Source organism: Corallococcus sp. AB032C, assembly GCF_003668935.1.
Classification (GTDB): Bacteria; Myxococcota; Myxococcia; order Myxococcales; family Myxococcaceae; genus Corallococcus; species Corallococcus exiguus.
Window position 1 is genome coordinate 99865 of the sequence record NZ_RAWP01000015.1, and the last position, 26502, is coordinate 126366.

The 26502-nt window shown below is 69.1% G+C and carries 20 protein-coding genes; 11 read left to right on the forward strand and 9 right to left on the reverse strand.

Annotated elements, in window-relative coordinates:
* The 3 genes from D7X99_RS09485 to D7X99_RS09495 are packed head-to-tail and all read right to left on the reverse strand — an operon-like array spanning position 1 to position 4454.
* On the reverse strand, positions 1-1593 hold the full coding sequence (locus D7X99_RS09485; RefSeq protein ID WP_121777480.1) for a DUF1501 domain-containing protein: 1593 nt from the start codon (positions 1591-1593) through the stop codon (positions 1-3).
* Positions 1594-1603: 10 nt separating this feature from the next.
* Positions 1604-2608 (reverse strand): hypothetical protein, encoded by a 1005-nt coding sequence (locus D7X99_RS09490; RefSeq protein WP_121777481.1) that lies wholly within the window; start codon positions 2606-2608, stop codon positions 1604-1606.
* Between the two features lies 1 nt (position 2609).
* Entirely contained in the window at positions 2610-4454 is a 1845-nt protein-coding gene (locus D7X99_RS09495) for a hypothetical protein (RefSeq protein WP_233613230.1), read from the reverse strand.
* 292 nt (positions 4455-4746) lie between these two features.
* On the opposite strand from D7X99_RS09495, the gene D7X99_RS09500 reads away from it, so the two are divergent.
* From D7X99_RS09500 to D7X99_RS09510, 3 genes are all read left to right on the forward strand, one after another.
* Positions 4747-5925 carry a right-handed parallel beta-helix repeat-containing protein gene (locus D7X99_RS09500; RefSeq protein ID WP_121777482.1) on the forward strand — a complete coding sequence of 393 codons (1179 nt, stop codon included), beginning with the start codon at positions 4747-4749 and terminating at the stop codon, positions 5923-5925.
* Between the two features lie 145 nt (positions 5926-6070).
* Entirely contained in the window at positions 6071-6949 is an 879-nt protein-coding gene (locus D7X99_RS09505; protein WP_121777483.1) for a flagellar motor protein MotB, read from the forward strand.
* Positions 6950-7136: 187 nt separating this feature from the next.
* On the forward strand, positions 7137-7919 hold the full coding sequence (locus D7X99_RS09510; protein WP_121777484.1) for a fatty acid desaturase: 783 nt from the start codon (positions 7137-7139) through the stop codon (positions 7917-7919).
* Here D7X99_RS09510 and D7X99_RS09515 read toward each other — a convergent pair.
* Positions 7916-8800: an NAD(P)-dependent oxidoreductase gene (locus tag D7X99_RS09515; RefSeq protein WP_121777485.1), complete on the reverse strand. Its 885-nt coding sequence runs from the start codon at positions 8798-8800 to the stop codon at positions 7916-7918. The two genes, D7X99_RS09510 and D7X99_RS09515, sit on opposite strands and share 4 nt — an antisense overlap.
* Before the next feature lie 185 nt (positions 8801-8985).
* On the opposite strand from D7X99_RS09515, the gene D7X99_RS09520 reads away from it, so the two are divergent.
* Both D7X99_RS09520 and D7X99_RS09525 read left to right on the forward strand, forming a co-directional pair.
* Positions 8986-10002, forward strand: coding sequence for an alcohol dehydrogenase (locus D7X99_RS09520; RefSeq protein ID WP_120579023.1), 1017 nt, complete (start codon positions 8986-8988; stop codon positions 10000-10002).
* Between the two features lie 80 nt (positions 10003-10082).
* Positions 10083-11612 (forward strand): M28 family metallopeptidase, encoded by a 1530-nt coding sequence (locus tag D7X99_RS09525; RefSeq protein WP_121777486.1) that lies wholly within the window; start codon positions 10083-10085, stop codon positions 11610-11612.
* A 55-nt stretch (positions 11613-11667) separates the two neighbouring features.
* Here D7X99_RS09525 and D7X99_RS09530 read toward each other — a convergent pair whose 3' ends face one another.
* Together D7X99_RS09530 and D7X99_RS09535 are read right to left on the reverse strand one after the other, a co-directional pair.
* Complete coding sequence (locus tag D7X99_RS09530) at positions 11668-11865, reverse strand: hypothetical protein (protein WP_121777487.1); 198 nt, start codon at positions 11863-11865, stop codon at positions 11668-11670.
* 170 nt (positions 11866-12035) lie between these two features.
* The gene (locus tag D7X99_RS09535; protein WP_121777488.1) at positions 12036-14114 is read right to left on the reverse strand and encodes a sodium-translocating pyrophosphatase; all 2079 of its coding nucleotides are present in this window, start codon (positions 14112-14114) and stop codon (positions 12036-12038) included.
* Positions 14115-14438: 324 nt separating this feature from the next.
* Here D7X99_RS09535 and D7X99_RS09540 point away from each other — a divergent pair, with 324 nt between their 5' ends.
* Together D7X99_RS09540 and D7X99_RS09545 are read left to right on the forward strand one after the other, a co-directional pair.
* On the forward strand, positions 14439-15938 hold the full coding sequence (locus D7X99_RS09540; protein ID WP_121777489.1) for a DUF1570 domain-containing protein: 1500 nt from the start codon (positions 14439-14441) through the stop codon (positions 15936-15938).
* A gap of 44 nt (positions 15939-15982) precedes the next feature.
* Positions 15983-19495 (forward strand): hypothetical protein, encoded by a 3513-nt coding sequence (locus D7X99_RS09545; RefSeq protein WP_121777490.1) that lies wholly within the window; start codon positions 15983-15985, stop codon positions 19493-19495.
* Between the two features lie 22 nt (positions 19496-19517).
* Here D7X99_RS09545 and D7X99_RS09550 read toward each other — a convergent pair whose 3' ends face one another.
* Positions 19518-21122: an alpha/beta-hydrolase family protein gene (locus D7X99_RS09550; protein ID WP_233613232.1), complete on the reverse strand. Its 1605-nt coding sequence runs from the start codon at positions 21120-21122 to the stop codon at positions 19518-19520.
* Between the two features lie 278 nt (positions 21123-21400).
* Here D7X99_RS09550 and D7X99_RS09555 point away from each other — a divergent pair, with 278 nt between their 5' ends.
* The 4 genes from D7X99_RS09555 to D7X99_RS09570 all read left to right on the forward strand — a co-directional run bounded on the left by D7X99_RS09555 (position 21401) and on the right by D7X99_RS09570 (position 24789).
* Positions 21401-21979 carry a hypothetical protein gene (locus D7X99_RS09555; protein ID WP_121777492.1) on the forward strand — a complete coding sequence of 193 codons (579 nt, stop codon included), beginning with the start codon at positions 21401-21403 and terminating at the stop codon, positions 21977-21979.
* Between the two features lie 9 nt (positions 21980-21988).
* On the forward strand, positions 21989-23239 hold the full coding sequence (locus D7X99_RS09560) for a cytochrome c family protein (protein WP_233613234.1): 1251 nt from the start codon (positions 21989-21991) through the stop codon (positions 23237-23239).
* 102 nt (positions 23240-23341) lie between these two features.
* Complete coding sequence (locus tag D7X99_RS09565; protein ID WP_121777493.1) at positions 23342-24013, forward strand: SDR family oxidoreductase; 672 nt, start codon at positions 23342-23344, stop codon at positions 24011-24013.
* Positions 24013-24789, forward strand: coding sequence for an SDR family NAD(P)-dependent oxidoreductase (locus D7X99_RS09570; RefSeq protein WP_121777494.1), 777 nt, complete (start codon positions 24013-24015; stop codon positions 24787-24789). Before D7X99_RS09565 ends, D7X99_RS09570 begins: the two co-directional genes overlap by 1 nt.
* Here the strand turns inward: D7X99_RS09570 and D7X99_RS09575 are convergent.
* The gene (locus tag D7X99_RS09575) at positions 24769-25374 is read right to left on the reverse strand and encodes a TetR/AcrR family transcriptional regulator (protein ID WP_233613237.1); all 606 of its coding nucleotides are present in this window, start codon (positions 25372-25374) and stop codon (positions 24769-24771) included. The genes D7X99_RS09570 and D7X99_RS09575 overlap by 21 nt on opposite strands.
* Before the next feature lie 68 nt (positions 25375-25442).
* On the reverse strand, positions 25443-26502 hold a 1060-nt coding region (locus tag D7X99_RS09580), incomplete at its 5' end, for a saccharopine dehydrogenase (protein WP_121777502.1).

Here is a 26502-nt window from a genome sequence, read left to right on the forward strand (position 1 = left end):
TCAGGACCTCACGACGCCGTCGAAGACGCCGTAGCCGCCGGGGATGAAGAAGTCCTTCCCCGGCTCCAGGCCGAAGGCGTTCATCACCGTCGCCGCGATGTCCTGCGAGCGCGGCGCACGGGAGCCGCGGCTCCCGTCCTCCTCCACCAGCGCCACCGGCGCCCCCATGGGCGAGCCGTTCATCGTCTCGTCGTAGCCGCCGAGCATCTGGTTGCCCTGGATGCCGCCGCCCACGAGCAGCGCGCACGTCGCCGGGTGGTGGTCGCTCCCCTGCTTCGGGAACGTCCGCCCGAAGTCGCTGTAGACATACACGAGCGTCTCATCCAGCAGCGACCGGGATGGGTCGGACTTGCTCGGGGTGAGGCTCATCTCGATGCACAGGCGCCCCACCATCTCCAGCGCGATGCGCAGGTGGTTGGTGTGCATCTGCACGCCGTTCGCGGTGTGGGTATCGAAGGAGTTGTTGTTGAAACTCGTGGCCCGCAGGTTCACGGACGTCACCAGGTCCGACTTCAACAACTGCAACGCGAAGTCATACGAACCCATCGACGAGCCCTGGCCACACGAATCCGCGAAGCCGATGCACGCGGACCAGTCCACCGGGTAGCGAGGGTCCGCCTTGAGCTTCTCCCACGACGGCGTGGCGGCCAGCACCGATAGGATGTCGCGGCGGATGGTCCGGCTCGCGCCCTTGTAGGTGTCGTAGAGCTGCTCGAGCATCGCGTCCGTGCCGCTCGTGGAGATGCCCCGCTCCTCACGGAGGGCCTTCAGGATCGCCGCGTCCACCGCCGTCGCGGGCACCGTCCCCGGAAGCGCCGAGCCGTCGAACGCCAGGTCAGGCACGTCGTCGCGCGTGCGCAGACCGTTCCAGGCACCGCCGCGCCGGTCGGACAGCGTCGGCTCCACCGTCGACGCGGAGCGCAGCACCGTCGGGTTCGCTCGCGCGGGCAACCCGAACGCGGTCGGCAGCGCACCACCCAGGCTGACGTTGGGGATGGAGCGGTCCGGGAAGCGCTGGGCCATGGCGTTGGCGATGACCGCCTGCACCGCCGGAGCCCGGAAGCTCGAACCCGCCACGCCGCACATGCTGGCGACGATGCCGCTCGCGTGCGCTGCCGTGTTCTGGTCCGCGCCCACCAGCAGCGCGGCCTTCTCATAGAGCTTGTACGTGGGGTCCGCCCACGAATAGCCCCACGGCCGGTACCGCTGGTTGTTGTTCGCCGCGGGGTTCGTGCCCTGCGAGTCGGAGGGGTTCGACCAGTTCCAGTAGATGGGCCCGCGCAGCTTCCGCACGGGCCCCGGCGCGTCCAGGTCCACCGGCGAGCGGTCGAAGTTCTCCACCTGTCCGGGCGCGTAGCCCACGGGGATGAGGCCCCCCAACGGCGCCGGGATGAACTTCGTGATGCCCGCGCTCGACAGCGGGGAGAAGAAGCTCTCCCAGTGCAGGCCTCCATCCAGCCAGATTCCCAGGAGCTTGGTGGGACGTCCCGGCGTGGGCGCGGCCGAGGCCGTGGACAACCCGTAGCGCGCCATGAGTCCCATTTGCGTGGCCCCCAGGGCCAGCTCGAACAGCTTGCGACGCGTGAGCTTCATGGTTGCCCCTTCAGTAGAAGATCCAATGCGGGTGGCGGATGAAGTACGAGCACACGCCCACGTAGGCGGGCTCGGTGTCCGTCGGGGTCGAAAGCGGCACGAAGACATCCGCGTAGAGCGCGTCCACCTGCGCATCCGTGAAGCGCTCCCCCAGGAAGCGCAGCGACCAGCGGCGCAGCGTGGCCTTCACGTCCACTGCGTCGGCTGTGCGCTTGGAGCCCGCGGGGAAGAGCGCCGTGTTGCCCGTCTTCGCCAGGGCCAGGCGGCACCAGCGCTGCGACACCTGCGTCAGCGTGAGCGCGAACGTGGGGGACGTGGTCCGGTCCGGCGTCGACTGGTTGAACACCGAGCCTCCGCCCAATCCGTAGAAGCGCTCGCCCGTGGTGTGCTGCCGGGGAGCAGGCACCGCGTCCGGCGGCTGCATCGGGTAGCGCTCATCCTCGTAGGACTCGGCCATCGGGATGCCGAACTCCGTCGCGGAGGAGAAGAAGTCGTCATGCGTGAGGCCCAGCTGCTGGTAGAGCGCCCGCTGCACCTGCGTCGCGCTCATGCGAGTGATGCGCGGCGCCTCGGGGTCCGGGCGCGCGTCGCGCTGCTGGGTGGAGAGCGATTGGATCCACGCGCGGACGTCCGCGACGGACAGCTTCGCCGTGCCGTCGGAGACGAGCTGCGCGTAGGACTTTTCTCCAATGGGCATCTGCTTGAACGCGGCGCTGCCCCGGCCCTCCAGCAGGCGGATCAGCTCGCTTTCTTCCGGGCTGCCCGCCTTCACCAGCCGCGGGTCGGACACGAGCAGGCTCTGGAACGCGTCCACCGACGCGAAGTACCCACGCGCGCCCTGCGCATGGCAGCCCTCACAGTGCGGCTGGAGGCCCTGCATGATGCGCACGGTTTCGGAGCTGGCCGGGGTGCCGCAGGCCTTCTGGGCCTGCGTGGACGGAACGGACGCGGTGCCATCCCTGCCGCACGCGAGCGACACGGGGAGCACGAGCAGGAGGAGTGCGAAGCGGTTCATTTCAGCGCCCCCGCTGGAAGAGGTGGGACTGCGTGAGGGATTTGACGAACGGGCGGACCTTGCGGCCCCCCGAGACGAAGCGCTCCACCTGCGCGTCCAGGTAGCCCGCCTCGCGCGCCGGGTCGATGTCCCGTCCCAGCACCTGCGCATGGAGGTGCCGAACCACGCAGCGGTCGAAGGCTCCCGCCGCGACGATGAGCTTCGCGAAGCCGAGGGGACCCACCGTCCCGTCCCCCACCTGCCCCAGCAGCGTCTGCTCTGGAGGGAGGAAGTCGATGAAGAGGGCCTCGGGGTTCGCCTGAGCCTGGGCCTCGGTGATGGGCGTGAGCATCGTGTCGGCCACGTACCACCGGTTCCAGTGGCTGAACGGATCCCCGCCGTAGGGGTACTCGCCCCGGCGCCACGAGACGGGCCAATGCCAGGCGGTGCCCACGCCGGGCATCAGGTACTTCGCGCCATGGCCCTCGGTCGCCGAGCCCTCCTTCGCGAAGCGCTTGAAGTGGATGGCCGCGGGGTCGAGCCGGCGGTGGCAGTGCTGGCAGGGACCCTCGGTGCCCGGATCGCGGCGGTACTCGTTGAACTTCTGTCCCAGGGGCGGCGCGAGGACCTCGCACGCCAGCGTCTCCAGGGCCCGCGCACCGCGCACGCGCTCGCGAGGATAACCCGCGAGGAACCCCATGCTGGTGAGCATGCCCGCGGCGGGAATCCCCCGCGCCGGAATGACCGTCGTGCGAGGGTCGTAACGATAGTCGCGCTCCGCCAGGAGGAAGGGGTCGCGCGCGGGGACCTGATACTCGCGCCAGGCGAGCGGATCCCCCGGAGCGTGCTCCGGATCCACCGGCGCGGCGGAGAAGCGCGACGGCCGCCACCAGGAGTCATCATCGAGCAGTCCGGTCGCCCCGCCCTCGATGCCCTGCATCACGTACGCGGCCTGGAGCCGGGTGGGCGCGACGGAGTAGCTCCCGAGGATGAGGTCCGTCACCGGCCGGTCGTGCCACGCGAGGTGGGCGAAGAGGCGGGCGGGCTCCTCCGCGACGAGCCGCCGCTGGCCCTGCTCGTGGTAGTGCAGGTAGTCCTCCCAGCCGGCGTACTGCTGGAAATCGGCGTGGCAGCGCACGGCGTTGGGGCCGCAGCCGCACGTGCCCACCGGCCCGGCGGTGGCGCAGGTGATGGGCACGGGGTTGCCGTTGACGGATCCGGTGCCCGTGGCGGAGGCGTTGGCTGCGGACCCCACCAGCGTCACCGTGGTACCCGGGGCCCACCATGGCTCCACGGCGCGCTCGTCCACGGGCGTGCCATCCGCCTTCACCCCGTTGCAGGCGATGTCGTCGCCCCGGAAGTACTTCCAGGCGCCAGCCTTCGCGGTGCCCGCGGCGCAGCGCTGGATGGACCGCTGCTGCTGCAGGCCGTACTCGGGCGCGTCGGCGGTGAGAGGGACAGGCGGGATGTTGAACCAGTCGCGCGCCTGCTCGAACATCGTCCGGTAGAACACGGGCTGCCCGAGCGTCTCGTCGACGAAGTGCTCCACGAAGGCCCGCTGCGCGGCGTCGTCTCCCGCGGCTTCGAGCGCGGTGAACTCCTCGTCCGCCGGCGGCGTCCCGCGCAGCGCGAGCGAGGCCCGCCGCAGCAGCCGACTGGGAGCGAGCATGTCGTTCTTCTCGCCCGCGTCGGGGTCACCGGAAGGCGTGGGGTCCTCACAGCCGGCGTCCGGCGATCCCGAGGGATCCACGTCATTGTCGGACGGCCCACCCACCACACCGGTGCAGGCCGTCCAGAGGACGAGGATCAGGGCCCACCCGACGGAGCGTCGCCAGGTGCCAGGTGCCGTCGCGTCGCGCGAAGTCATGCGCCGCCGCAAGGCAATGCGTGTGCCAGATGCCCGACACTGCGGGGATTCCTTCTCTCACTCTGAGAGAGCACGCGTCGCCGTGCGAACCGCGATGAATGGCGATGGATCTCCCCCACACAGTGAGGCCCGTCCCCCCCATTTCGTCGGGGTGATCCACGTCACCCTGCCGCGCCTTCATGCTGTCGCCGTCCAGGCGAAGTGCTGCCACCCCTGGACGGGATGATGAGGGTGGCGCTTTCTCTAGGCTCTCCGCCGGTGGCCGGACGTCTCCGGCCCTGGGGGAGGCAGCATGAAGCAGACACGCGGATTCGCCATGGTGATGGCCGTGACCACCTTGCTCACGGGAGCGCCCGACGTCCTGGCCCGTGACGCGGTTCGTTCCGAGGCGGAATCCAAGGTGATCTTCACCACCGGTCATGACGTCCAGTGCGGTGACATCCTCACCGAAAACACGCTCCTCACGCATGACCTCAACTGCCCGGGCTCCGAGCCCTACGCGCTCTGGCTCAATGGCGCGGACATCCTCCTCGACCTGGGCGGATACACCATCCGCCGCACCGGCCCGGAGGTCGGGGGTTCAAATGGCATCCTGGTCGTCGACGCCAGGATGATCCGCAATGGCACGGTTCAGGGTTTTGGGTACGGCATCGTCACCACCTTCAGCTCGCCCACGCAGAACCTGCGACTGCACGAGCTCGCGCTCCTCGACAATGGTTACGGCGTCTACAGCTCTTCCAATACGAACTTCCTCATCACCGACTGTCGTCTGACCGGGAATGGCCGGGGACTGGGCAGCGAGTTCGATTCGTCCACGGGACTGTTCGACGTGCGCTCCTCGATCTTCACCGACAACGGGATCGCGATGGTGGCGGACTTCCATCACATCGACGTGATCGACTCCACCTTCACGTCCAATGGGTTGGTCAGCTACTGCTTCGGTGCTTCCTTCCGCTTCAGGGCAAGCACGATCGCGTGGAACGACGCCGTGGGCAGGATGCAGGTCGACCAGGGCGGCCCCTACACCTGCGGCGAGATGCGGTTCGAGAACTCGCTCATCGCGAACAACGCCGCGTTCGCGCCCGCCGACCGGCCGGTCTGGGAAACGAACAGGCTCGCGATGATCAACACCCTGGCCGTCAGCAATGGTCTGGGTCTCCAGGTCACGGCCCTGACGGTGTACGTGGATGGCAACACGTTCTATGACAACGGAGGCGGACTGACGCTGTCCGACCTCCCGGCGCCCGTCCCCGTCCCGCTCACGGGCATCGTCCGCGGCAACCAGTTCCTGAGCAATGACGGGGATGGACTCCGGGTGCAGCCGCCCAGCACGCCCACGGTGCTCAACAACGTCGCCCTGGGCAACGCGGGCTTCGGCATCTACGCGCCGACCGCCTTCGATGGCGGCGGAAACGTCGCGCGGAACAACACCGCGGGCAACTGCGTGGGCATCGTCTGCGCCCTGTACTGACGTCCCTGCCAGCGGCGGAGCGCTCCGGCTGCCCTGACTGAAACAATGAACCTCCAGACACCTGCACGCACCCGGGTCGCCTTGAGGCGCACCCGGGTCGTTTCACTAGCGTGGCCTCCGTTCATTCCACCCCGGAGGTCGCGACATGGAAGAGGAACGCGGAAGGGCCTGGGTGCCCTGGCTGGTGACGGCGCTGGTGGCGGTGCTCGCGGGCCTGGTGCTCTATCTGTCGCATCGCAGCACGACCCGCGCGGACGCGGAGGCGGCTGCTGCCACTGCCAAGGCGAACGAAGCAGACGCCGCGAAGCAGCAGCTGGAGGCGAAGCTGGCCGCGCTGGAGGCGGAACACGCGAAGCTGACCACGGAGAAGGATCAGCTCAACACGGAGAAGGAACAGCTCAGCCAGACGGTGCAGGAGCAGGAGGCGGAGCTCAGCCGACTCAAGGCCACCTACGAGGACCTCCAGGACAAGCTGAAGAAGGAGATCGCCGAGGGCGCCATCCGCCTGTCCCAGGACGGAGGCCGCCTCCAGGTGGACCTGGTCGATAAGGTCCTCTTCGATTCAGGCGACGCCAGCATCAGCACGCGCGGCCAGGAGGTCCTCACCCGCCTGGGCGGCGTGCTGTCCAAGGTGGATGACAAGCTCATCCAGGTGTCGGGCCACACCGACGACTCGCCCCCCACGCAGAAGCTCCAGGCCACGTTCCCCACCAACTGGGAGCTGTCCGTCGCGCGCGCCGTCAACGTGGTCCGCTTCCTCCAGGAGAAGGGCGGCGTGCCCGCGAAGCGCATGCTCGCGGCCGGCTACGGCGACACGCGGCCCCTGGGGGCCAATGCCTCGCCGCAGGGCCGCGCGCGCAACCGCCGCATCGAGTTGCTGTTGATTCCGGAGCTGGCCGCGAAGAGAAACCCCGCCATAGCGAAAGCAGCGGCCCCCTCGAAGGCGACGCCCGTGAAGGGTGCTCCCGCGAAGGCGGCTGCCACGAAGCCCGCCGTCGGGAAGAAGTCCCCGTCCGGCCGGTAGAGGCGCGCGGGCGCTATTCAGGGAGGGGGGACGACCTGCCCCCTGCCCTGTCTTCTATCCATGAATCCGCCAGCTGATGCCCCGCTGGACCGCGTCCTGCTGGGGGGAACAGGGCTTGTTAGAACAGCCGCGAGCATCTGGCCGTGGTGCTGTCGCTGTTCCCTCGTCGTCGGGTTTCGCCCTCGACATGGCACACCTGGAACTGCTGCGCAGCGTGAAGTGGAAGGACCTGCGGACGCTCTCGACGCGGGAGTTGCTGATTGAGAACAACCTGACCATTCCCTGGTTCGTGTTCTCGATGCTGCTGGCGTACTTCGAGCACTACGCGCTCGCCCTGCCCTTCTCCGCCTTCTACTTCCTCACGGGCCTGAGACAGGTGCACAACGGCTTCCACCGCGCCCTGGGTACGAACAAGTTCCTGACGTGGCTCACGCTGTATCTCAACAGCGTGCTGATGGTGGCCTCACTCCACGCGGTGAAGTTCAACCACCTGAGACATCACCGGTACACCCTGGCGGAGGGGGACTACGAAGGAAAGTCAGCGGGCATGTCGTGGTACGGCGCCATCCTGTACGGCCCCGTCCACATGTTCCTGATCCACAAGGTGACCCTCCAGAAGGGAGACACGAAGTACCGCTGGAACGTCCTCTTCGAGCTGGCCTCCATCGCCGTCTTCGTCACCGGAGTCTTCCACCTGCGGCTTCACTTCCTCATCTACCACGTCGGGGTGATGGTCCTTGGCGAGTGCCTGATGGCCTTCTTCGCCGTGTGGACCGTGCATCACGACACGCAGGACGACCCCACGATGGCAAGAACCCAGCGCACCGGCTGGAAGAACCTGCTCACGTTCAGCATGTTCTATCACCTGGAGCACCACCTCTTCCCTGCGGTCCCCACCATCAAGCTGCCGGAACTGGCGAAGCGCCTGGACGCGGCGCTTCCCGAAATGCAGAAGCGTGGGACCTTCTAGGGAACCGCCTTCAGCGTGCGGAACACCGCGGGCAACTCCTGCTCACCCAGCCCCGCGCCAAGTGCCCGCCGGTAGTTCTCCAGCAGCTCCCGGGGGAAGCGGGCGCTGATTCGGGCGTCCGTGCTCAGCCGGACGATGTGTTCGATGGCCGCGACGTGGGTGTTGAGGCTGCACTGCTGGCCGGTGAAGTCGTTGCGCTCGATCATGTCCTGCGCGGCGTCCGCGGTGACGGAGATCAAGCCCAGGAAGGAGTTCTTCTGGGCGAAGAAGGCCTTCGGATCCAGCCCCTCGGCCTGACACATCGCCGCGGCGTGGAGGACCGCCAGGGAGCCTCCGTAGTAGGCCTCCAGGATCGCGCAGTCGAGCGTCGCGGCGGAGCCGATCTTCTCGTCGACGTAGACGGAGTTCTTGGCGATGGCCTGGAGGGTCTCCTGGTTCCGCTCGAACACCGCTCGCGACCCGGCGTAGTAGACCGTCGCGTAGTCTGTGGCCACGAACGCGGGATAGGCGAGGATCGCCGCATCCAGGTAGTCCACGCCGTGGGCCCTCGCCCACTCCAGGCCTCCACGAGCGTCCGCCGGTGAGCCGCTGGTGAGCTGGACCAGCGTCGTTCCGGAGAGTGCCGATGCGATGGCCGGCGAAGCGACCAGCTCCGACCACGCCGCGTAGTTGGACAGCGAGACGACCACGAGCGAGCGCCCGGCGACGGCATCCACCAGGTTCTCGAACGCGACGGTGCCACCGCCCACGGCCCTGGCCTTGCCCGGCGTCCGGTTCCACACCGCGACGTCGTGCCCCGCCGAGGCGAAGGCTCGCGCCAGCGCGCTGCCCATGAGACCACTGCCAATCACCGCGAGCTTCGTCGAACGGCTGGACGTCATCGTCACGCTCCTGTTGTGAGGAACCCAGCCTCGAAGCGAGAGCACTCCGCGTCAACCCGGACGCTTGCTGAACGACCTGCCTGGCCAGGGCAGGTCTTCTCTGTCCGCTCACCAACCCGGCGTCCTCCCTCACTCCAGGTGCGCCCGCACCGCGTCATCCCCATCCCTCCCCCCGAGGAGACGCCATGGCCAGGAAGATGAAGGCAGTGCAGGTGCCGAAGGGTGGAGGCCCGCTCGAGATTGTCGAGCGTGAGATCCCCGAGCCCGGTCCCGGGCAGGTCCGGATCGCGGTGGAGGCGTGTGGCGTCTGCCACAGCGATGCCATCACCAAGGAAGGCTGGATGCCCATCCAGTACCCCCGGGTGCCGGGCCACGAGGTGGTGGGCCGCATCGAACGGGTGGGCCCGGGTGTCACGGCCTGGAAGGAAGGACAGCACGTCGGTGTGGGCTGGCACGGGGGCCATTGCGGCCAGTGCGTCGCGTGCCGCAGCGGCGACTTCGTCACCTGTGAGAAGCAGCAGATCTGCGGCATCAGCTACGACGGTGGCTACGCGGAGTATCTGGTCGCGCCCCAGGAGGCGCTGGCCCGGGTCCCGGAGGGGATGAGCTCCGAGGATGCCGCGCCCCTGCTCTGCGCGGGCGTCACCACGTACAACTCCCTGCGCAACATGGGCGCGCGGCCGGGGGACCTGGTGGCGGTGCAAGGCATTGGCGGGCTGGGCCACCTGGCCGTCCAATACGCCAGCAAGTTCGGCTACCGGACCGCCGCCATCTCGCGCGGCGCGGACAAGAAGGCCCTGGCGATGGAGCTGGGCGCGCACGAATACATCGACACGGAGAAGGGCCCTGCCGCGGAGGCCCTCCAGAAGATGGGGGGCGCGCGCGTCATCATGATGACCGCTTCGAGCAGCAGCCTCGCGGGCGAGCTGGTCGGAGGCCTGGGACGCAACGGCACCCTGCTGCTACTGGGCGCGGGCTCGGAGCCCATCCCCGTCAACAGCCTGTCCCTGATCACGAAGCGCACGCGCATCCAGGGCTGGCCCAGCGGCGTGCCCCAGGACTCGCAGGAGGCCATGGCCTTCAGCGCGCTCGCGGGCGTGCGCTCGCGCAACGAGGTGTTCCCCCTGGACCGCGCCGCGGAGGCCTACGAGCGGATGATGAGCAACAAGGCCCGCTTCCGGGTGGTGCTCAAGATGCGCTGAAGCCTTGGCGGGACTCGTGCTTGCCGGGGAGCGGCCGGGGTGGGGATGCTTGCGCCATCCTCTTCCCCGGTGCCCTCCGCATGTCCCCTTCCCGTCCATTCATCCGCCTCGCGGCGCTGTCCCTCGCCCTGGCCCTCCCGGTTCCCTCCAGGGCCGAGGAGGCACCGCCTTCCGTGCGCGAGCGCGAGGCCGCGCTGCTCATGGGGAGCGTGCTGGGGGCAACGCCCATGCTCGAGGACCTGCGCTCGCTGGTGGATGAAGTGGGCGGGAGGGCCACGGGCTCCGAAGCCAACCAGCGCTCCGTGTCATGGGCGTTGGAGCGCTTCCGCGCCGCGGGCGTGACGGCGCGCGCGGAGCCCTTCCGCGTGCCGGCGCTGTGGCTGGAGCGCGCCGCCACCGCGTCCGTGCAGGGCCAGGACGTGCGCTTCGCCCCACGCGTGGCCGCGATGCCCTTCTCCACCGCCACGCCCAAGGGAGGCATCACCGCGCCGCTGTTGGACGTGGGCCGAGGCACCGAGGCGGACTTCAAGCGCCTGGGCACGAAGGCACGAGCCGCATTCCTGCTGGTGGAGACGGACGAGCTCAAGGACGTCGACGGGCTCTTCCGTGAGTACGACATGGCGGATGGCATCGAGTCCCGCGCGTTCGCCGCGGGCGTGGCCGGCATCGTCTACATGGGCAGCCGTCCGGGCAACCAGCTCTACCGGCACAGCGTCTCCGTGGGCCCCAGGAACACCCGCCCCATGATGGTGATGGAGCGCGACGGCGCGAAGCGCGCGCTGCGGCTGCTGCGCACCGGCAAGGCGCTGAACCTCACCACGGTGCTGGACCTGCGGACGGGCGGCCCCTACGAATCACGCAACGTCATCGGAGAGATTCGCGGCACCACGCATCCCGACGAAGTCGTCGTTCTGGGGGCGCACCTGGACAGCTGGGACCTGGGCGGCGGCGCGCTGGACAACGGCGCCAACGTCGCGATGCTGATCGATCTCTCCCGGCAGATGCAGCGCCTGGGCTTGAAGCCCGCGCGCACCTTGCGCTTCGCGCTGTGGAACGGCGAGGAGCAGGGCATGTACGGCTCGGCCGGCTATGCGCGCACGCACGCGGCGGAGTTGGATCGGCACACCCTGGCGCTGTCGGTGGACATCGGCTGCGGGCGCATCACCGGCTTCTACACGAACGGCCGGCCCGCGCTGGTACCGCTGGTGGATCAGGCCCTGAAGCCAGTGGCGGGCCTGGGCCCCTTCACGCAGGTGGACGTGCCGGTGGTGGGCACCGACAACTTCGACTTCATGATGCACGGCGTGGCCAACCTCATCGCCAACCAGGAGCCGGCCACGTACGGGCCCAACTACCACGCACGCTCGGACGAGTTCGAACAGTGCGACGCGCACACGCTGCGCGCCAACGCGGCCGTGGTGGGCGCGCTCGCGTGGGGTTTCGCCACCATGGAGGAGAAGCTGCCCCGGCAGAGCCGCGCGGAGGTGGAGGCGCTCGTGCGCGACACCGACCTGGGCCAGCAGATGAGGTCGTTCAACGTCTGGGAGGAATGGACCGCCGGGACCCGGGGGCATCCGCTCGAAGGGAAGCCTGCCCCGTCACCGCGCTGAAGGAGGCAGCCATCCGGGCCCCAGGCCGCTCACCTGGGGACCGTGACGGCCAGGCTCAGAGGGCCGGCTGCTCCTGATGCATCCGGGCCTCCACCTGGCGATGGATGACCAGGAGCTGGTCGAGCCTGCTCTTCAGCTCCTCACGCAGCTCGAGCTTGTCGGTACGGACGATCTCGTCCCGCAGCGCATCGGCGCTTTCGGCCAGCACGGCGTCGAGCAGGTGAATCTGCTGCTGGGAGAACTCCAGGACCATGGGACACCTCATCGTCAGGAGAACAGCGAGCGGCACACATTACGAAGTGTAAGCACGCGCTCGCCCACCGCCCTCTGACGCGGCCGACATTGCCTGGCCGGGTGTCTGGTCTCCTACACCCAGGGTGCGGCGCCCGCAGCCGGGTGGCCGCACCCCAGGGACGGCTCAGCTCAGCGCAGCGCGATGAGCGAGGCCACGAGCAGCGACACGACGCTCATGACCTTGATGAGGATGGCCACGCCCGGGCCGGAGGTGTCCTTGAAGGGGTCGCCCACCATGTCGCCGACGACGGCGGCCTTGTGGACGGCCGAGCCCTTGGCGTGGCCCGGCAGCTTGCCCTTCTCGATGAACTTCTTGGCGTTGTCCCACGCACCGCCCGCGTTGGCCATGTAGAGGGCCATGGTGGCGCCGACGACGAGCGCACCGGCCAGCAGGCCCGCCAGCGCGCCAGGGCCCAGCAGGTAGCCCACCAGCGGCGGGGCGACGATGGCGATGAGGCCCGGGAAGATCATCTCGCGCAGCGCACTCCGGGTGGCGATGTCGACGATCTTCTTGGGTTCCGGCTCGGCCTTGAGCTCCATCAGGCCAGGGATCTCACGGAACTGGCGGCCAATCTCCTCCACGATGGCACCGGCGGCGCGGCCCACGGCGAGCATGGTGGATGCGCCCACCAGGAACGGGAGGATGGAGCCCAGCAGCATGCCCACGATGACGTTCGGGTTGGTGAGCTCCAGGCTCATCTCCGCCATGCCGTTGGCGACGCGCGTGTGGTTGACCTCCAGGTTGAACGCGGAGAACAGCGCGATGACCGTGAGGGTCGCGGAGCCGATGGCGAAGCCCTTGCCGATGGCCGCCGTGGTGTTGCCCACCGCGTCCAGCTCGTCGGTGATGGCGCGCACTTCCGGGCCCAGCCCGGACATCTCGGAGATGCCGCCCGCGTTGTCGGAGATGGGGCCGTACGCGTCCACCGTCATCACGACGGCCGTACCGCCCAGCATGCCCACCGCCGACAGCGCGATGCCGTACAGGCCGAGCGCGCGGTCCGCGATGTAGGCCACCAGGGCGATGGTGGCCATGGAGATACCCACGCTCTCCATGCCGACGGCGAGGCCGCGGATGAGGTTGGTGCCCGCGCCCGTGATGGAGGACTCCGCGATGCGCTGCACCGGCGTGGACGACGTGTAGTAGTCCGTGACGAGGCCGATGATGGCGCCGCCGAAGGCACCCGCCGCCAGCGCGATGGTGATGTTCTGGGACAGGCCGAACACGTTCATCAGCACGAACGACAGGCCCACCAGGATGACCGGGGGCATGATCAGCGCGCTGCGCAGGACCTGCGCGGGGTTCATGTGCTTGAGCGCACGGGCGATGAAGATGCTCAGCAGGCTGACCACCAGGCCGATGGCGGACAGCACCAGCGGGAGGATGACGCCGGCGAGCTTCGCGTTGCCCGTCGCGTTCGTGTCCACCACGAGGCGGGAGAGCTCCGTCGCGTTGGCGGTCAGCGCGATGGCCATGGCGGCGACGATGGCGGCCACCATGGACTCGTAGATGTCCGCGCCCATGCCGGCCACGTCGCCCACGTTGTCACCCACGTTGTCGGCGATGACGCCGGGGTTGCGCGGGTCGTCCTCGGGGATGTTCTCGATGACCTTGCCCGCGATGTCGGAGCCCACGTCCGCGGCCTTGGTGTAGATGCCGCCGCCCACGCGCGCGAAGAGCGCGATGGAGCTGGCGCCCACGGCGAACGAGTGGAGGACGGGGGATAGCTCCGGGCTGGAGCGGAACGCGTAGTAGACGACGCCCATGCCGATGAGGCCCAGGCCGGCGACGGCGAGGCCCATCACGGCGCCGCCATCCAGGGCGACGAGCAGCGCGTTCGGCTTGGAGCCGGTGCGCGCGGCCTGCGCGGTGCGCACGTTCGCGAACGTCGCGGCCTTCATGCCGATGTAGCCCGCGAGCAGCGACAGGAACGCGCCCGCCACGAAGCTCGCGCTGGCGACCGGGCCCAGCGCCAGGCCGATGACGATGGCCACGACCACGCAGTAGACCGCGAGCACCTTGTATTCGCGGACGAGGAACGCCATCGCGCCTTCGCGGATGTAGCCCGCGATGCGGTTCATCGTCGCGTCACCTTCGGGGAGACCCTTGACGCGGAAGTAGAAGAACGCAGCGAAGAGCAGACCGACGGCGCCGATGACGCTCGGTGCGATCGCCCAGAATTCCGACTCGAGACTCGACAACTCCATCCGTTCCTCCAGAGCAGTCCCGGGGGTTCCTGACCGCTCACCCTGCGGATCGCTCGCGTGCCGCGCGAAATGTGCGGAGGCCTATACGTGATTTCAGGCCGAGCGGGGAGCCTCCTCGGAGCGGTCGGCCCCACCGGGGTCCTTGAGGCGGGAGGGGCCCCCGGACAGCCAGGGGGACCGCCGGGACCCGTCGAGTGAATCGAAGTGCCCGGATTCACTGATGTTTCATCTCAGCGCGAGGGCCACCGTGGGGGCCGGAGCGCCCCTTCGCCATGCCGGGGGCCGCTGTCTTTTCACCCGGTGGGTGTGCCAGAAGCCGCGGCCATGGGCATTCGCTTGGGGCTCCTCGGGTTGGTACTGGCGTTGTTTTCGGGCTGCACGGCGAGCCGGGCCCTGTGTCCGGCCGAGGGTGGACGGCCCTGGCGCGAGGTGCGCAGCACGCACTTCCGCGTGCGCACGAACCTGGAGGAACAGGCGGCGGCGAAGAGCGCGGTGGAGCTGGAGGAGTTCCGGCGGGCGCTGCTCCTTGCCTGGGGCGCGGGCTTCGACCCGCCGGGCACCGTGGACGTCATCGTGCTCAGCAATCCCCGCGACCTGGAGGAGTTCACCGACGCGCGCTACGCGGGCTTCGCCGGACAGACGCCCGACGGCCCGCGGATGGTGATGACGGGTGGCGGCGGCTACCTGCTGGCGGACACGACGGGTGACAAGGAGACCCAGGCCCACGAGCTGGCGCACTACCTGAGCGCCTTCGCCATGCCCCGCCAGCCGCGATGGGTGTCGGAAGGCCTGGCGTCCTACCTGCAGACCGTCACCATCCGGCCCAGCGATCACAAAGCGGTGCTCGGCCGGGCCAGTCCGGCGCTGCTCCAGTACGTGCGCGTGCACGGTTGGCTCACGCTGGCCGAGCTGTGGCAGTGGGACGGCAAGACGAACCAGAGCACCGCGGAGCTTCAGCGCCACTACGCCTCGGCGTGGCTGTGGGTGCACTACCTCATCAACGAGCACGGCGACCGCTTCGACGCCTTCCAGAACCAGCTGGCCCGCGGCGAGGACCCCCGGCGCGCCTTCGCGGTGGCCTTCCAGGGCGACGACTCGTACCAGGCCGCCCTCGCGAACTACGTGCAGCTCGGGCGCTACGCCATCTCCACCCAGCCGCTGCCGCCCGTGCCCACGCAAACCCAGACACGCGCCCTGGAGCCCGCGGACGTGCACGTCATCCGCTCCATCCTCTTCACCCAGGCGCCCGGGGACGTGCCGCGGGAGGGGCGCCAGCGCAAGGCGGACCTGGAGCTGGAGCAGGCGCTGAAGGAGGACCCGACCCATGTGGAGACCCAGCGGATGCGGGCCGAGAAGATGGACAAGGCCGAGCGGCTGAAGCTCGCGCGGCTGCTCGTGGAGAAGCATCCGGAGGATGGGCGCGCGTGGGATCTGCTCGCCACCTCGCTGGAGGCCGAAGGCGACGCGTCCGCCACCCAGGAACAGGCCCGCCAGCGTGCCGCGGAGCTGCTGCCGGACAGCCCCTCCGTCCAGAATGGTCTGGCCTGGTACTACGTCATCACCGAGCAGCCCCAGAAGGGACTCGCCCCCGCCCAGCGCGCGGTGCGGCTGATGCCGGGCAACTCGGTCATCCTCAACACCCAGGCGGCGCTGTTCTTCCAGACCGGGCGCTGCAACGAGGCCGTATCCATGGGGCGGCGTGCGCTCGACATGCTCCACGAAGGGGTCTCGGATGCGACGCGCCAGGACTTCAAGCGCATCGTCAGCGTGTACGAGACGAAGTGCGTCCCCGCCCCGGCCGCGTCGTCGACGCAGTCGCAATAGCCCCAGTTGACGGAAGGCCGCGTGAGACAGTTACACCGCGTCTCATGCATCCTCACCCCGCGTCTCGAATTCCCTGGCGGGCCAGCGCCCTGGCCCTGCTCTGCATCAACGTGGCATGTGATTCATTGCCTGCCGCGGAGCCGTCCCCACCCTCGTCGCTCGCCACGTCCGAAGCCCGGCTGGACCCGCCGACGCAGTTCTCCGAAGTGGCCTTCGTGGGCACCGCCGCGTGTTCCAACGACTACAGCCGCATCGACAATTGTTACAACGCGGAGAACCCCCAGCGCCCCAGCATCTTCCGCGAGCTGTCGGCGGCGTGGCGTCCCTATCGCGCGTCCAGCACCACGCCGCTGTCCGTGCGGCCCTCGGCGCTCACCAACGTGATGCAGCCCTTTCCGCCGTTCGAATACGACAACGGCTGGAACACGCCGCGCACGCCTGAGTCCGCGAACGCGTCGCAGGCCATCCAGGTGCTGCCCTTCAACCGGGGCAGCAACGACGGTCGCCTCTTCGTGCGCGGTGGCTGCCGTGGCTGCGGGGAGGGCTCCCTCCTCTACACCTTCCGGCCGGAGCTGCTGGGCGAGGACTTCCGCTACGACTTCGCCCAGAAGGGCACCGCCTACGTGCAGCCTGGCTGGCAGCCGGGGCTCCATCCCTTCGTCGCCTTCAACCCGATGCCCGGCTACAGCCGGCTCGCGGCGAAGAACAACGGCGACTTTCCGGACATGCTCCACAGCACGATGTGCGAGGACTCCGTGTCGTCGTTGAACGCGGGGGGCCGCGGCCGCAACCCGCTGGCGTGCCGGGCCCGCTACGAGGCCACCTCTCCGTGGGTTTCCGGGGACTGCTACGACATCTCGCTCGTCTACGGCATGGTCGCGTCCGACGGGAAGCGCTGGGAGCTGCGCTCCACGGCGCTCACCGTGTTCGTGCGCAATGCCAAACGCGCGATGGCGGGAGATAACGTGGGTGGAGGCACCGCGAACTGGGGCCTGTGGGTCTACCCGCGCAACCCCGAGGGCGAGGTCAAGTCCCTGCCCACCTGGGACCTGCCGCCGTTCCGCCCGTTCAACGTCCACGACTCCAACTGGGGCGACATGAGCACCGGCTCCGCGTACAGCGTCCCCGGGGCGCCGGACACCATCGACTGGATCCGGCTGTTCACGCAGAACGCCAGCTTCCAGTGCTACGTCCCCAAGAAGATCTTCGGCTTCACCTACTATGTCCGCAACACCGCCGCCACCGCCCCCAAGTGGTGCCAGTTCTTCGACCGGCAGAGCTTCGCGGGCGACCTGAAGGTGGAGGACGACGAGGACGCCGTCATCGGAAACGGCTCCACCTGGAACGGCATCATCGGAAGCGGGCCGGATGAGAAGCACCTGGCGATGTTCGAACCCGCGACCAGCGGCGATGGCCGGATGCTCATCCTGAACATGGGCGGCCTCTTCTACGCGTCCTCGGACGCCATCTGCCAGGCCGCGACCTGGAGTCACTTCAAGCCCATCAGCATGATGCCCATGGATCCGGCGGTGAACACCCGCTACGAGCTGGCCCGCTCGCAGGTCATCAACGGCCAGCCGCGCAACTTCCGCGACACGATGGGCAACCCCATCCCCTTCGGCGTGCGCAACCAGGGCGCGTACGCGTGGCTGGACCGCGAGGGCAAGAACCTGTTCTTCGCGGCGAAGAACAACCCCCATGACGGCTACTACGCGCGACAGGTGGTGAGGGAGGATCGCTCCGCGCCCGCCTCCTACCTCGATCAGCTGTGGAGCGCGCCCACGTCCGACGCGGACCGGGCCCGCTTCAACCCGGACCGCGCGCCGGCGCAGGCCATCAGCGTGCTGGGGGCCTGGACGCACGGCAAGGCCGTCATCCTGGACAACGGCATGAGCATCACCGACCTGGGGGGCAACAGCGAGGACCGCTACCAGCGCACCTATTCCCTGCGCCTCTACGCGGGCGCGGACCTGTCGCTGTCGCCCAAGGGCAGCTCGCAGCTGTTCTCGTTCGAGAACCAGCTCAACACCTTCAATGCCTTGCGGCCCACGCTCCCGTTCGACGTGGTGTGGAACTTCCAATCCAACACCCAGCGCAACTCCGAGGTGGCCTTCGACGACTACCTCAACAAGCGAGCCTTCGTGGTGGCGCACATGAACGCGGCCATGCGCATGGACGTATCTCCGGAAGGCCCGCTGCGCGCGGAGACCTTCCCGCAGGATGGCTTCATGCCCACCCGCAACGCCTGGGCCTACGTGCGCGGAGGCGACATCGCGGACTTCCAATTCATGCGCAACCCGCTGGCGCAGAACGCGGCCACGGGCAGCCCGCTGTTCGGCACGGATGGGCCCCAGCCTCCGGGCTCCGTGCGGCTGCGGGGCGGCGCGCGCATCGAACCGGTGGCCCTGGGCGGCGTCAGCGGCAAGGGCGTCTGGCTGGATGGCCGCAACGACTTCATGGACATGGGCTACCCGGTGGACGGCTCGCGCCGCGATTGGCTGTTCGGCATCTGGCTGGACTCCCGGATGGATGCGCCGTTCGTCCCCCGGCCCGGCGCCGTCTCACGCACGGTGCCTCGCACCCTGTTCTACTTCTCCGACAACTCGTGGGTGGGCCTGGTGCAGGCGGTCGACGGTTACTCCAACACGTGGCACGAGCTCACCGGCTACAACGGCCAGACGGGCTCCACGTTCACCGTCAACCTGGGTTCGCTGGTGCAGCCCGGCAAATACTTCCACTTCGGCATGAAGGTCTACACCCTCGCCGGGCAGCGGAAGCTCACGTTCTACATCAACGGCACGGCGCACTCGTCGCTGACCGTGGCGCCCTACGACGTGGGCTTCGACCCGATGTACAACTCCATGAATGGCTGGACGTGGATGACGGTCGGCGACCCGGGTCCCGACTTCGTCCGGGGCCAGGCGCGGCTGCCCTTCCAGGGCTGGGTGGACGAGCTGCGCATCTACGCGCTCTCCCCCGGGGATTCGGTGCGGCCCTGGGTGGAGGAGCTGCTGTGCAACCAGGCGCTGGGAACGACCGTGGACCTGACCTACCGCCCTTCGGAGGTGTACTCGCCGGTGCTGGAGACGCTGCGCTCACGTTCGTTCCAATACCCGCTCTCGTCGGGCCGGGCCCTGTGTGAGCAGATGCGGCTGCAGTCCTACGTGGAGCCGCTGGACTACCCGGCCCAGTCGGGCGAGCACCTGTGCATCGACCGTGTGCACAAGAACCCCCATTCCGTGCAGCAGTGGCGCGAGCGCTGCCTGCGTCCGTCGATGATGGCCATGCCCCATCTGGAGGCCGACCTGCCTCGCCCGGACACCACCAGCAACGCCTTCTGTCAGTCGTGCCACACGTCCAGCGCGCCGCTGCCGGGCCTGCGGATGGGTGCCCTCACCGCGGGCGGCGTCAACCGCTATCAGGATCCACGCCGCCAGCCGATGAACGTTCCGGCGGTCCTGGGCGGAACCGTGCCGCCCTGGCTGCTCGTGCGAATGGACCAGCCGGACGGCACCTTCACGCTGGATCACCACTTCGACTGGCTCAACGCGCCGTAAGCGCGGTGGGGCCTCCTTCCGCTCAGTCGTTCCTTGTGGCATCCCGCGCGAGGAGGAGGTCCCGCAGCCGTGCCGTCTGGTCCGCGCTCCAGCCCTTGGGCCGTAGGAGCGCGGCCCAGCCGTCCACGTGCTCGGCGGTGTAGACGTGGCCGTGGCCCGCGGGCACCTCCATGCCCAGGGGAAGGTCCGCCGTCACCTGCCAGAACGTGACGAAGGGGATCCACACCATCTGGCTCAGGACGTCATCGCCTCGCGGCTCGCGCAGCCAGTCCGGACGCTGCACCAGGAGCCGGGGACTCCACCAGATGATGGGGTCGGAGGGATGCAGCAGGTACAGCACGCGCGAGTCCCCCCACTGCGCGGACGCGGGCGGGATGTCCGTCCCCGGCCGGCGGCTGAAGCGGACGATGCGGCCCTGCCGGTAGATGGGCTCCACCTCGGGGCTGCCCGGATCCCGGTGGTCGGTGAACGCGCGATACAGGGTGTTGAAGTTCGGCGGCCCCACGAAGAGCACTCCATCGGTGCGGTTGGCCAGGTCCCGCTCGCCGCTGAACGCCGTCTCCCCGCCGTAGGAGCCCAGGCTCTCTCCGAACACCAGCAGCTTCGGGCGCTGGCCGGGAGGAAGCCTGGACCAGCGTTCGTAGACTTCATCGAAGAGCGCACGGCCTGACTCCCGGGCCCGTTCCTGATCCACCAGGACGGAGAGCCAGGACCACAGATGCGAGTACTGCATGGCGACGATCGCGGAGTCGCCGCCGGTCATGTACTCGAACGCGTCCACGGCCTCCGGCACCACCCAGCCACTGCCCGTGGTCGTCACCACCAGCAGGTATGCGCGGTCGAAGCCACCGGCCCGCTCCAGGTCATCGACCGCGAGCGCCGCGCGGGCCTCCGCATCCGGCGCGGAGGCGAAGCCCGCGTACGCGCGAATGGGTTCCTTCACCGCCGCGCCATGGAAGCGGGAGAGCTCTTCGACCGAAGGCCCTCGCCCGATGAAGTTGCGCCCTTCCCGTCCGAGGGACTCCCAGGGAATGCGTGAGCCCGCGCCTCCTGAGCGAGCCGCGGTGCGGGGAGGAATCACGCCCTCGTCGGTCATCGTGTCCTGCACCGCCAGGGTGCGGTCCGCCGCGGAGATGAGTCCGTCCCACAGCACGCCGCTGGCCACCAACGCGGTGAGCACCACGACGGCCAGTCCACTCGTCGCCCGGGCCGCGCGAGGACCGATGTGTCTTGCGAGTCGGTTGGCCAGCGCGCGGGTCACGGCGCGCAGGCCACGTCCCACGGCGATGAGCACGAAGAAGACGACCGCCGCGACGAAGGGGGCGAGCAGATACCCCGCGCGGCCAGACGAGGGCATGCCCATGAGCTCGCGGAGGCGCTGTTGCCAGTGCCAGCCCAGTAGCAGCGATGCAGCCACCGCCACGATGGCCGTCAGGAAGAATGCATCCCATGCGCGCCGTTGGGGCGTCCTCGCGGGGCGGTCCGCGAACTCCCGCCAGAGCCAGGCGCTCAGGCACCCGAGCCCATAGCCGATGGCCGCGCTGAGGCCGCTGACGAAGCCCTGGAACGGCCCGCTGCGCGGCAGCAGGGACGGAGTGAAAGCCAGACAAGCGAAGAGGAGCCCCACCCAGGCCCCCGGCAAGGTGTAGCGGAGCCAGCGAGGCCAGGCCCTGCTGGCACGTCTGGCATGGCGCGCTGCGACAGATTGCTCGGCGTGGGTGAGGAAGTGCTCCATTCGAACTCCCCGCAGGTGCGCCGGCTCTCCAGAACGCACTCCAAAGGGTAGGCCCCATGACCGCTCCCCGGCAGCATGCGCACGCCGTGCCGGCTCCGCGACTGCCAATGGGTTCAGCCGCCAGGTGGGCACACTCGCACTCGCGGCGAAGTGCCTGATAGCCTCACCAGATGCTTCCCCGCGCCCTCGCTCCCATCCTGTTCGGTGCCCTGTTCCTGTGGCCGCTGCGTGCGCTCGCCTGCATCAACGCGATGGACACCGCGGCGAGGGACTTCCATCTGCCCTTTTTGGCGGAGCTGTTCTTCTGGAGCGCGGGCGCGGTGGTCATGAACCGCGTCTTCATCCACAACGTCTGGGGACCGACCGCGGAGGGACAGCCCCGGCCAACGGCCGCGCGCCGGAACTTCTTCCTCGTCTTCGGCGTCGCCCTCGTCCTGTTGCTGGGAGCGGCCTGGGTGGGCGGGAGCTTCATGGACGTCAGCAATTGGGATCTCTCCCATTGCGCGATGAGCATTCCCGGGGTCGCCGTGCTGGTGGCCAGCCCCATCCTGCTCTTCGTCCTGCAAGCCCTCTTTTTCCACGGACCGGGCCGGCGGCTTTGTGGCACGAAACGCAAGGCCATCATGAGCCTGGTGCTCACGTCGGCCGTACTGGTGCTGGGGTTGGGGATGGCCCGAGAGTCCATCATCTTCCCGGAGCTCCTCTGCCACAACGTACGGCTCAGCTACTGGTCCTCCTCCTACTACTGAGCGACCCTCGTGGCGTTGCGCGTCCCTACCCTCGGCACCCTGGCCGGCGTCGCGCTCGTCGTGGCCATGGCCGGTGGTGCCTACGTGCTCGTCCGTGACGCGGACGTGCTGGCGCTGCGCCTGCGGACGCGGGTGCTCGCCCCCACGAAGCACTCACCGTCGACGCCACGGGAGGCAGTGGAGCATTTCCAGTGCAATCGCTGTCACGTCGTTCCCGGGCTCGATCCGGTGTCCGCGCGTCTGAGCGAGAACTGTGTCACGTGCCACCAGGCCATCAGCGCCGGACGGATGGACCCCTGGTACAAGCAGGCGGAAGTCGAGCGATGGAAGAGACACATCACCCACCTGGTGAGGACCCCGGACCTCGGCTCGCTGAGCCAGCGGGTCAAGCGCGAGTGGCTCGTCTCCTGGCTCCAGGCACCGCACGTGGTGAGGCCGCTCTACGGCGCCACCATGCCCCGGATGAAGGTGGGCCCGAAGGACGCGGAGCTGCTCGCGGACTTCTTCGCCGTGACCGAGGCGGAGTCGGCGGAACCCACGCAAGGTGACGCCTCGGCGGGCCGTGCGCTCTACGCGGAGCACGCATGCGCGAGCTGTCACTACCGGGGGGACTTCCCGCTCGCGTCCCTGCGCTACGGCGCGCCGGAGTTCCACAGCGACTCGTCCCGGAGGCGGGCCCCGGATCTGGGCCACGTGCGCGACCGCATGTCCCTGGCGCAGCTGCGGAACTGGCTGACGGATCCGCACCGCATCCTCCCTGACACGGAGATGCCCACCTTCTCGTTCACGCCAAGGCAGGTCGAGGATCTGGCGGCCTTCCTGCGCGAGCCCCTGCCGAAGGTGGCGGCAGCGCCAGTCCCCCGCTACCAACCCCGGAGGCTGGAGCGCGAGGTCCACTATCCGGAGGTGGCGCAAAAGCTCTCACGGCACCTCTGCTTCCACTGCCACTCCGACATGCAGCGGCCCGGAGATCAGGGGCCTGGGAACACGGGCGGGTTCGGCTACGACGGTGCCTCGCTCGACATGGCCACGAGGACCGGCATCGTCCGGGGCATCAAACGCGACGGCCAGTTTCGCGGGCTCCCGGATCGACTGGAGGACGGGACGCCACGGCTGGTGGCCGCGCTGCTCGCACGGCAGGGGGAGCTGGACGGGCACTTCCAGTCGGGAGTGCTGGGCATGCCCCTGGGTCTGCCGCCCATTCCCGAAGAGGAGATCGATCTCATCTACACGTGGATCGAACAGGGCGCGCCCGAATAGCTCGAAAGCGGATTCGCACTTCACCCCGGAGTATTCCCCCTTGGCTCGCTATCCATGGACTACCCTGGCCATGGGGATGAACCCGGGGGAGAGGTACAGCGCTTGAGCATTCGGAATGTCATCGTCATTGGAGGCACGGGCGACATCGGACGCGCCGTCGTCCACAAGCTGCGCGCGGAGGGCCTGCGCGTGGTGTGCGCCGCGAGTGACGTGACGACGGAGACGGCGGACTGCCTGCACGTGGACGTCACGCGCGAGGACTCCGTGGTGGCGCTGTTCAAGCGGGCGGAGGCGGAGACGGGCCCCATCGAGCTCCTGGTCAACTGCGCGGGCGTCGGAGTCTTCACGCCGCTCCATGAGACGTCGCTCGAGGACTGGAACCGGATGATGGACGTGAACCTCACGGGCACGTTCCTGTGCGCGCGCGAGGCCTTCCGCCGGATGAAGCCCCGAGGCGGCGGGCGGATCATCCACATCGGGTCCGTGAGCGACCACCTCACGCTGCCCCTGAACGGGGCCTACGCGGCGACGAAGCATGGCGTCCGTGGGCTGACGGGCGTCCTGAACGAGGAGGGCAAGGCGTTCGGCATCCGCGCCACCCTGCTGTCGCTCGGCGCCGTCTACACCGCCTTCTGGAAGTCGCGGCCGGAGTTCAGTCCGGCCGACATGCTCGCCGTGGAGGACGTGGCCCAGTGCATCTGGGAGATTTCCATCAAGCCCCCGAACGTGCGGATCGACGAGCTGCGCCTCGTCCCGCCGCAGGGGGTCCTCTGATGGAGACGCAACCGAAGGCACCTGTCGCCGTCGTCACCGGGGCCAGCCGGGGAATTGGAGCGGCCATCGCCACCCTGCTGTCCCGGAACGGGTTCGAGGTGGTCCTGGTGTCTCGCGATGTCGCCGCGCTGGAGCAACTCCAGCAGCAGCTGCTCCAGGCCGGGGGCCGCGCGTGGCCGCTGGCCTGCGACGTCGCGAACAGGGACGAGGTGGAGTCAGCGCTCGGCCGGCTCGAAGCGAAGGTGGGCGTGCCCCGGGTGCTCGTGAACAACGCGGGCCTGGGTGGGCCGTTTCATCGCGCGGATGAAGTGAGCGTCGCCGAGTGGGATCTGCTGTTCGGCGTGAACGTGGAGGGCGTGCGCAACCTGTGTCAGTGGGCGCTGCCGCGGATGAAGGCGGAAGGCCATGGGCGCATCGTGAACGTCGCGTCCATCATGGGTCTCTTCGGTGGCGCCCAGTCGTCCACCTACGCGGCCACCAAACACGCGCTCGTGGGCTATTCGAAGGCCATCGCCGCGGAGTGGGGAGCCTACGGCATCACCTGCAACGCGGTCTGTCCCGGCTACATCGAGACGGACATGCTGGCGAAGGCACCGGCCGCCTCACGCCAGCGATTGCTGGAGCGAATCCCCGCGAAGCGCTTCGGAACGCCAGAAGAGGTGGCGGGTCTGGTGGCGTTCCTCGCGGGGCCCGCTGGCGGCTACGTCAACGGGAGCGCCCTGGTGATGGACGGTGGGCTGTCATCCCATCTGGCGTCAGATCTGCCGTCGTTCTGAGCCTGGAAGCAGCATTTGCTCCAGCAGCACGCGCAGCTCCTGCTCCAGCCCCGGCACCGAGGCGCCGCGCAGGTTCCCGCCGCCCCGGAAGAGGGACAGGCCTTCGAAGAGGGCGACCAACAGCGCCGCTCTCCGCTCCCTGCGTGCCGGGGTGAGCTCAGGTGACAGCTCCCGCAGCAGCTCCACGACGCCCGCGCGATAGCCGGCGTAGAAGACCGTGAGCGCGTCGGCGACCATGGAGTCCCTCGCGGCCATCGCCCAGAGCTCCGCGAAGAACTGGCAGGCGTGCGGTGAGTCCTGGTCCTCCAGGATGGCGTCCACGGCGAGCCGGAGCCGCTGCGCCGGTTCGCTTCCTCCACCCGCCATCCGCTCGCGAACCCGCTGGAGGGCCTGCTCCAGGTAGCGCGCCAGCAGTGCTCGCACCACGTCCTGCTTGGTGGGGAAGTAGTACTGGAGATTCCCCAGGCTCAAGCCCGCGCGCTGGGCCACGACGCGCAGGCTGAGGCCCGCGTAGCCATCGCCGGCCAGGACCTCCATGGTCGCGTCGAGGATGCGCTCCACGCGCTCGGTGCCCTTGGCGTGCACCGCGGTTCCCTTCCGGGGACTCGGCGAGGGAAGTGGCCCAGGCGCCTTCGTGCTCGATCGGCGGGCCATCACGCCGCCTCGCGCGCCAGACGCTCTTCGAGCCGGACCTCGACGCCGCAGGCACGCAGGGTGGCCAGCGTCTCCTCGGGCCGGGGCTCATGCTCCGGGAACCACACGCCCGGAGGCGGCGGCGGCGCTCCATCCAGTCCCAGGAGCCGCTCAGCGCCCAGCAACGCCCCGACGGCGGTGAGGTGGGCCTGGCCCAGGGGATCCACGACTTCAATGCGGACCTGCCCCCGCTCTCCCTCCACGTCCGCCACCCACGCGGCTTCGCCCCCGGTGTTGCTGCCGGTGAGCAGCGTCCGGCGCAGAGGTGTCCAGCGGGGGTGCTGGAGCATCCGCAGGATTCCCAGCCGCTGGAGCGCGACGAGCGTCCAGGTCGCGAAGCCCGAGTCGAAGCCCAGCCGCGTCGTCACCGTCCGCGCGCCCAGCACGCGAGGCAGCGTCGCCTGTTCGGGCGTGTCGAGCCGGAAGACGCGGGTGTGGCGTCCGTCGGAGAACCGCACCCGCCGGCCATCCGTCAGCGGAAGCACCTGCCGCTCCTGTCCGTCCTCCGTCACCTCGAAGGACAGGCCGAGCCGGTCCATGTACTCCAACGAGTCCGGCCCGGCCTGATCCGCGAGCGCGAAGCGGATGGCCACCTCCACGCGCTCCAGGCGGCCCACCGTCCGCGCCGCCATCGCCACGAGGCGCGGAACCAGTCCCGCCATCCAAGCGGACCCGAGCAACACCGGCGCGCCCGGCGTCGCACCGGAGAGCCGCAGCACCGTGGCCTTCAACCGGGACGTCCACCGGGTGATGTCCAGCACGGGCACTCCGCCGCGCGACGCCGCCAGCAGCAGCGTGTCCTCCGGGTCATTGACCAGGGACAGCACGGCCCGGGGCTTCCCGCCCAGATCCGCCAACGCATGGGGCGAGCGGACATCCAGGGCAACGCCCTCGGCCCGCCCCAGCCGCGCGGCCAGTTCCCTGGCGGGCGCGTCCCGGCGACCCGCGATGAGCAGCGGCAGGTCCGGGTGACGCGCCCTCAGCAACAAGGCGAGCTGCGCCCCCACCACCCCATAGCCC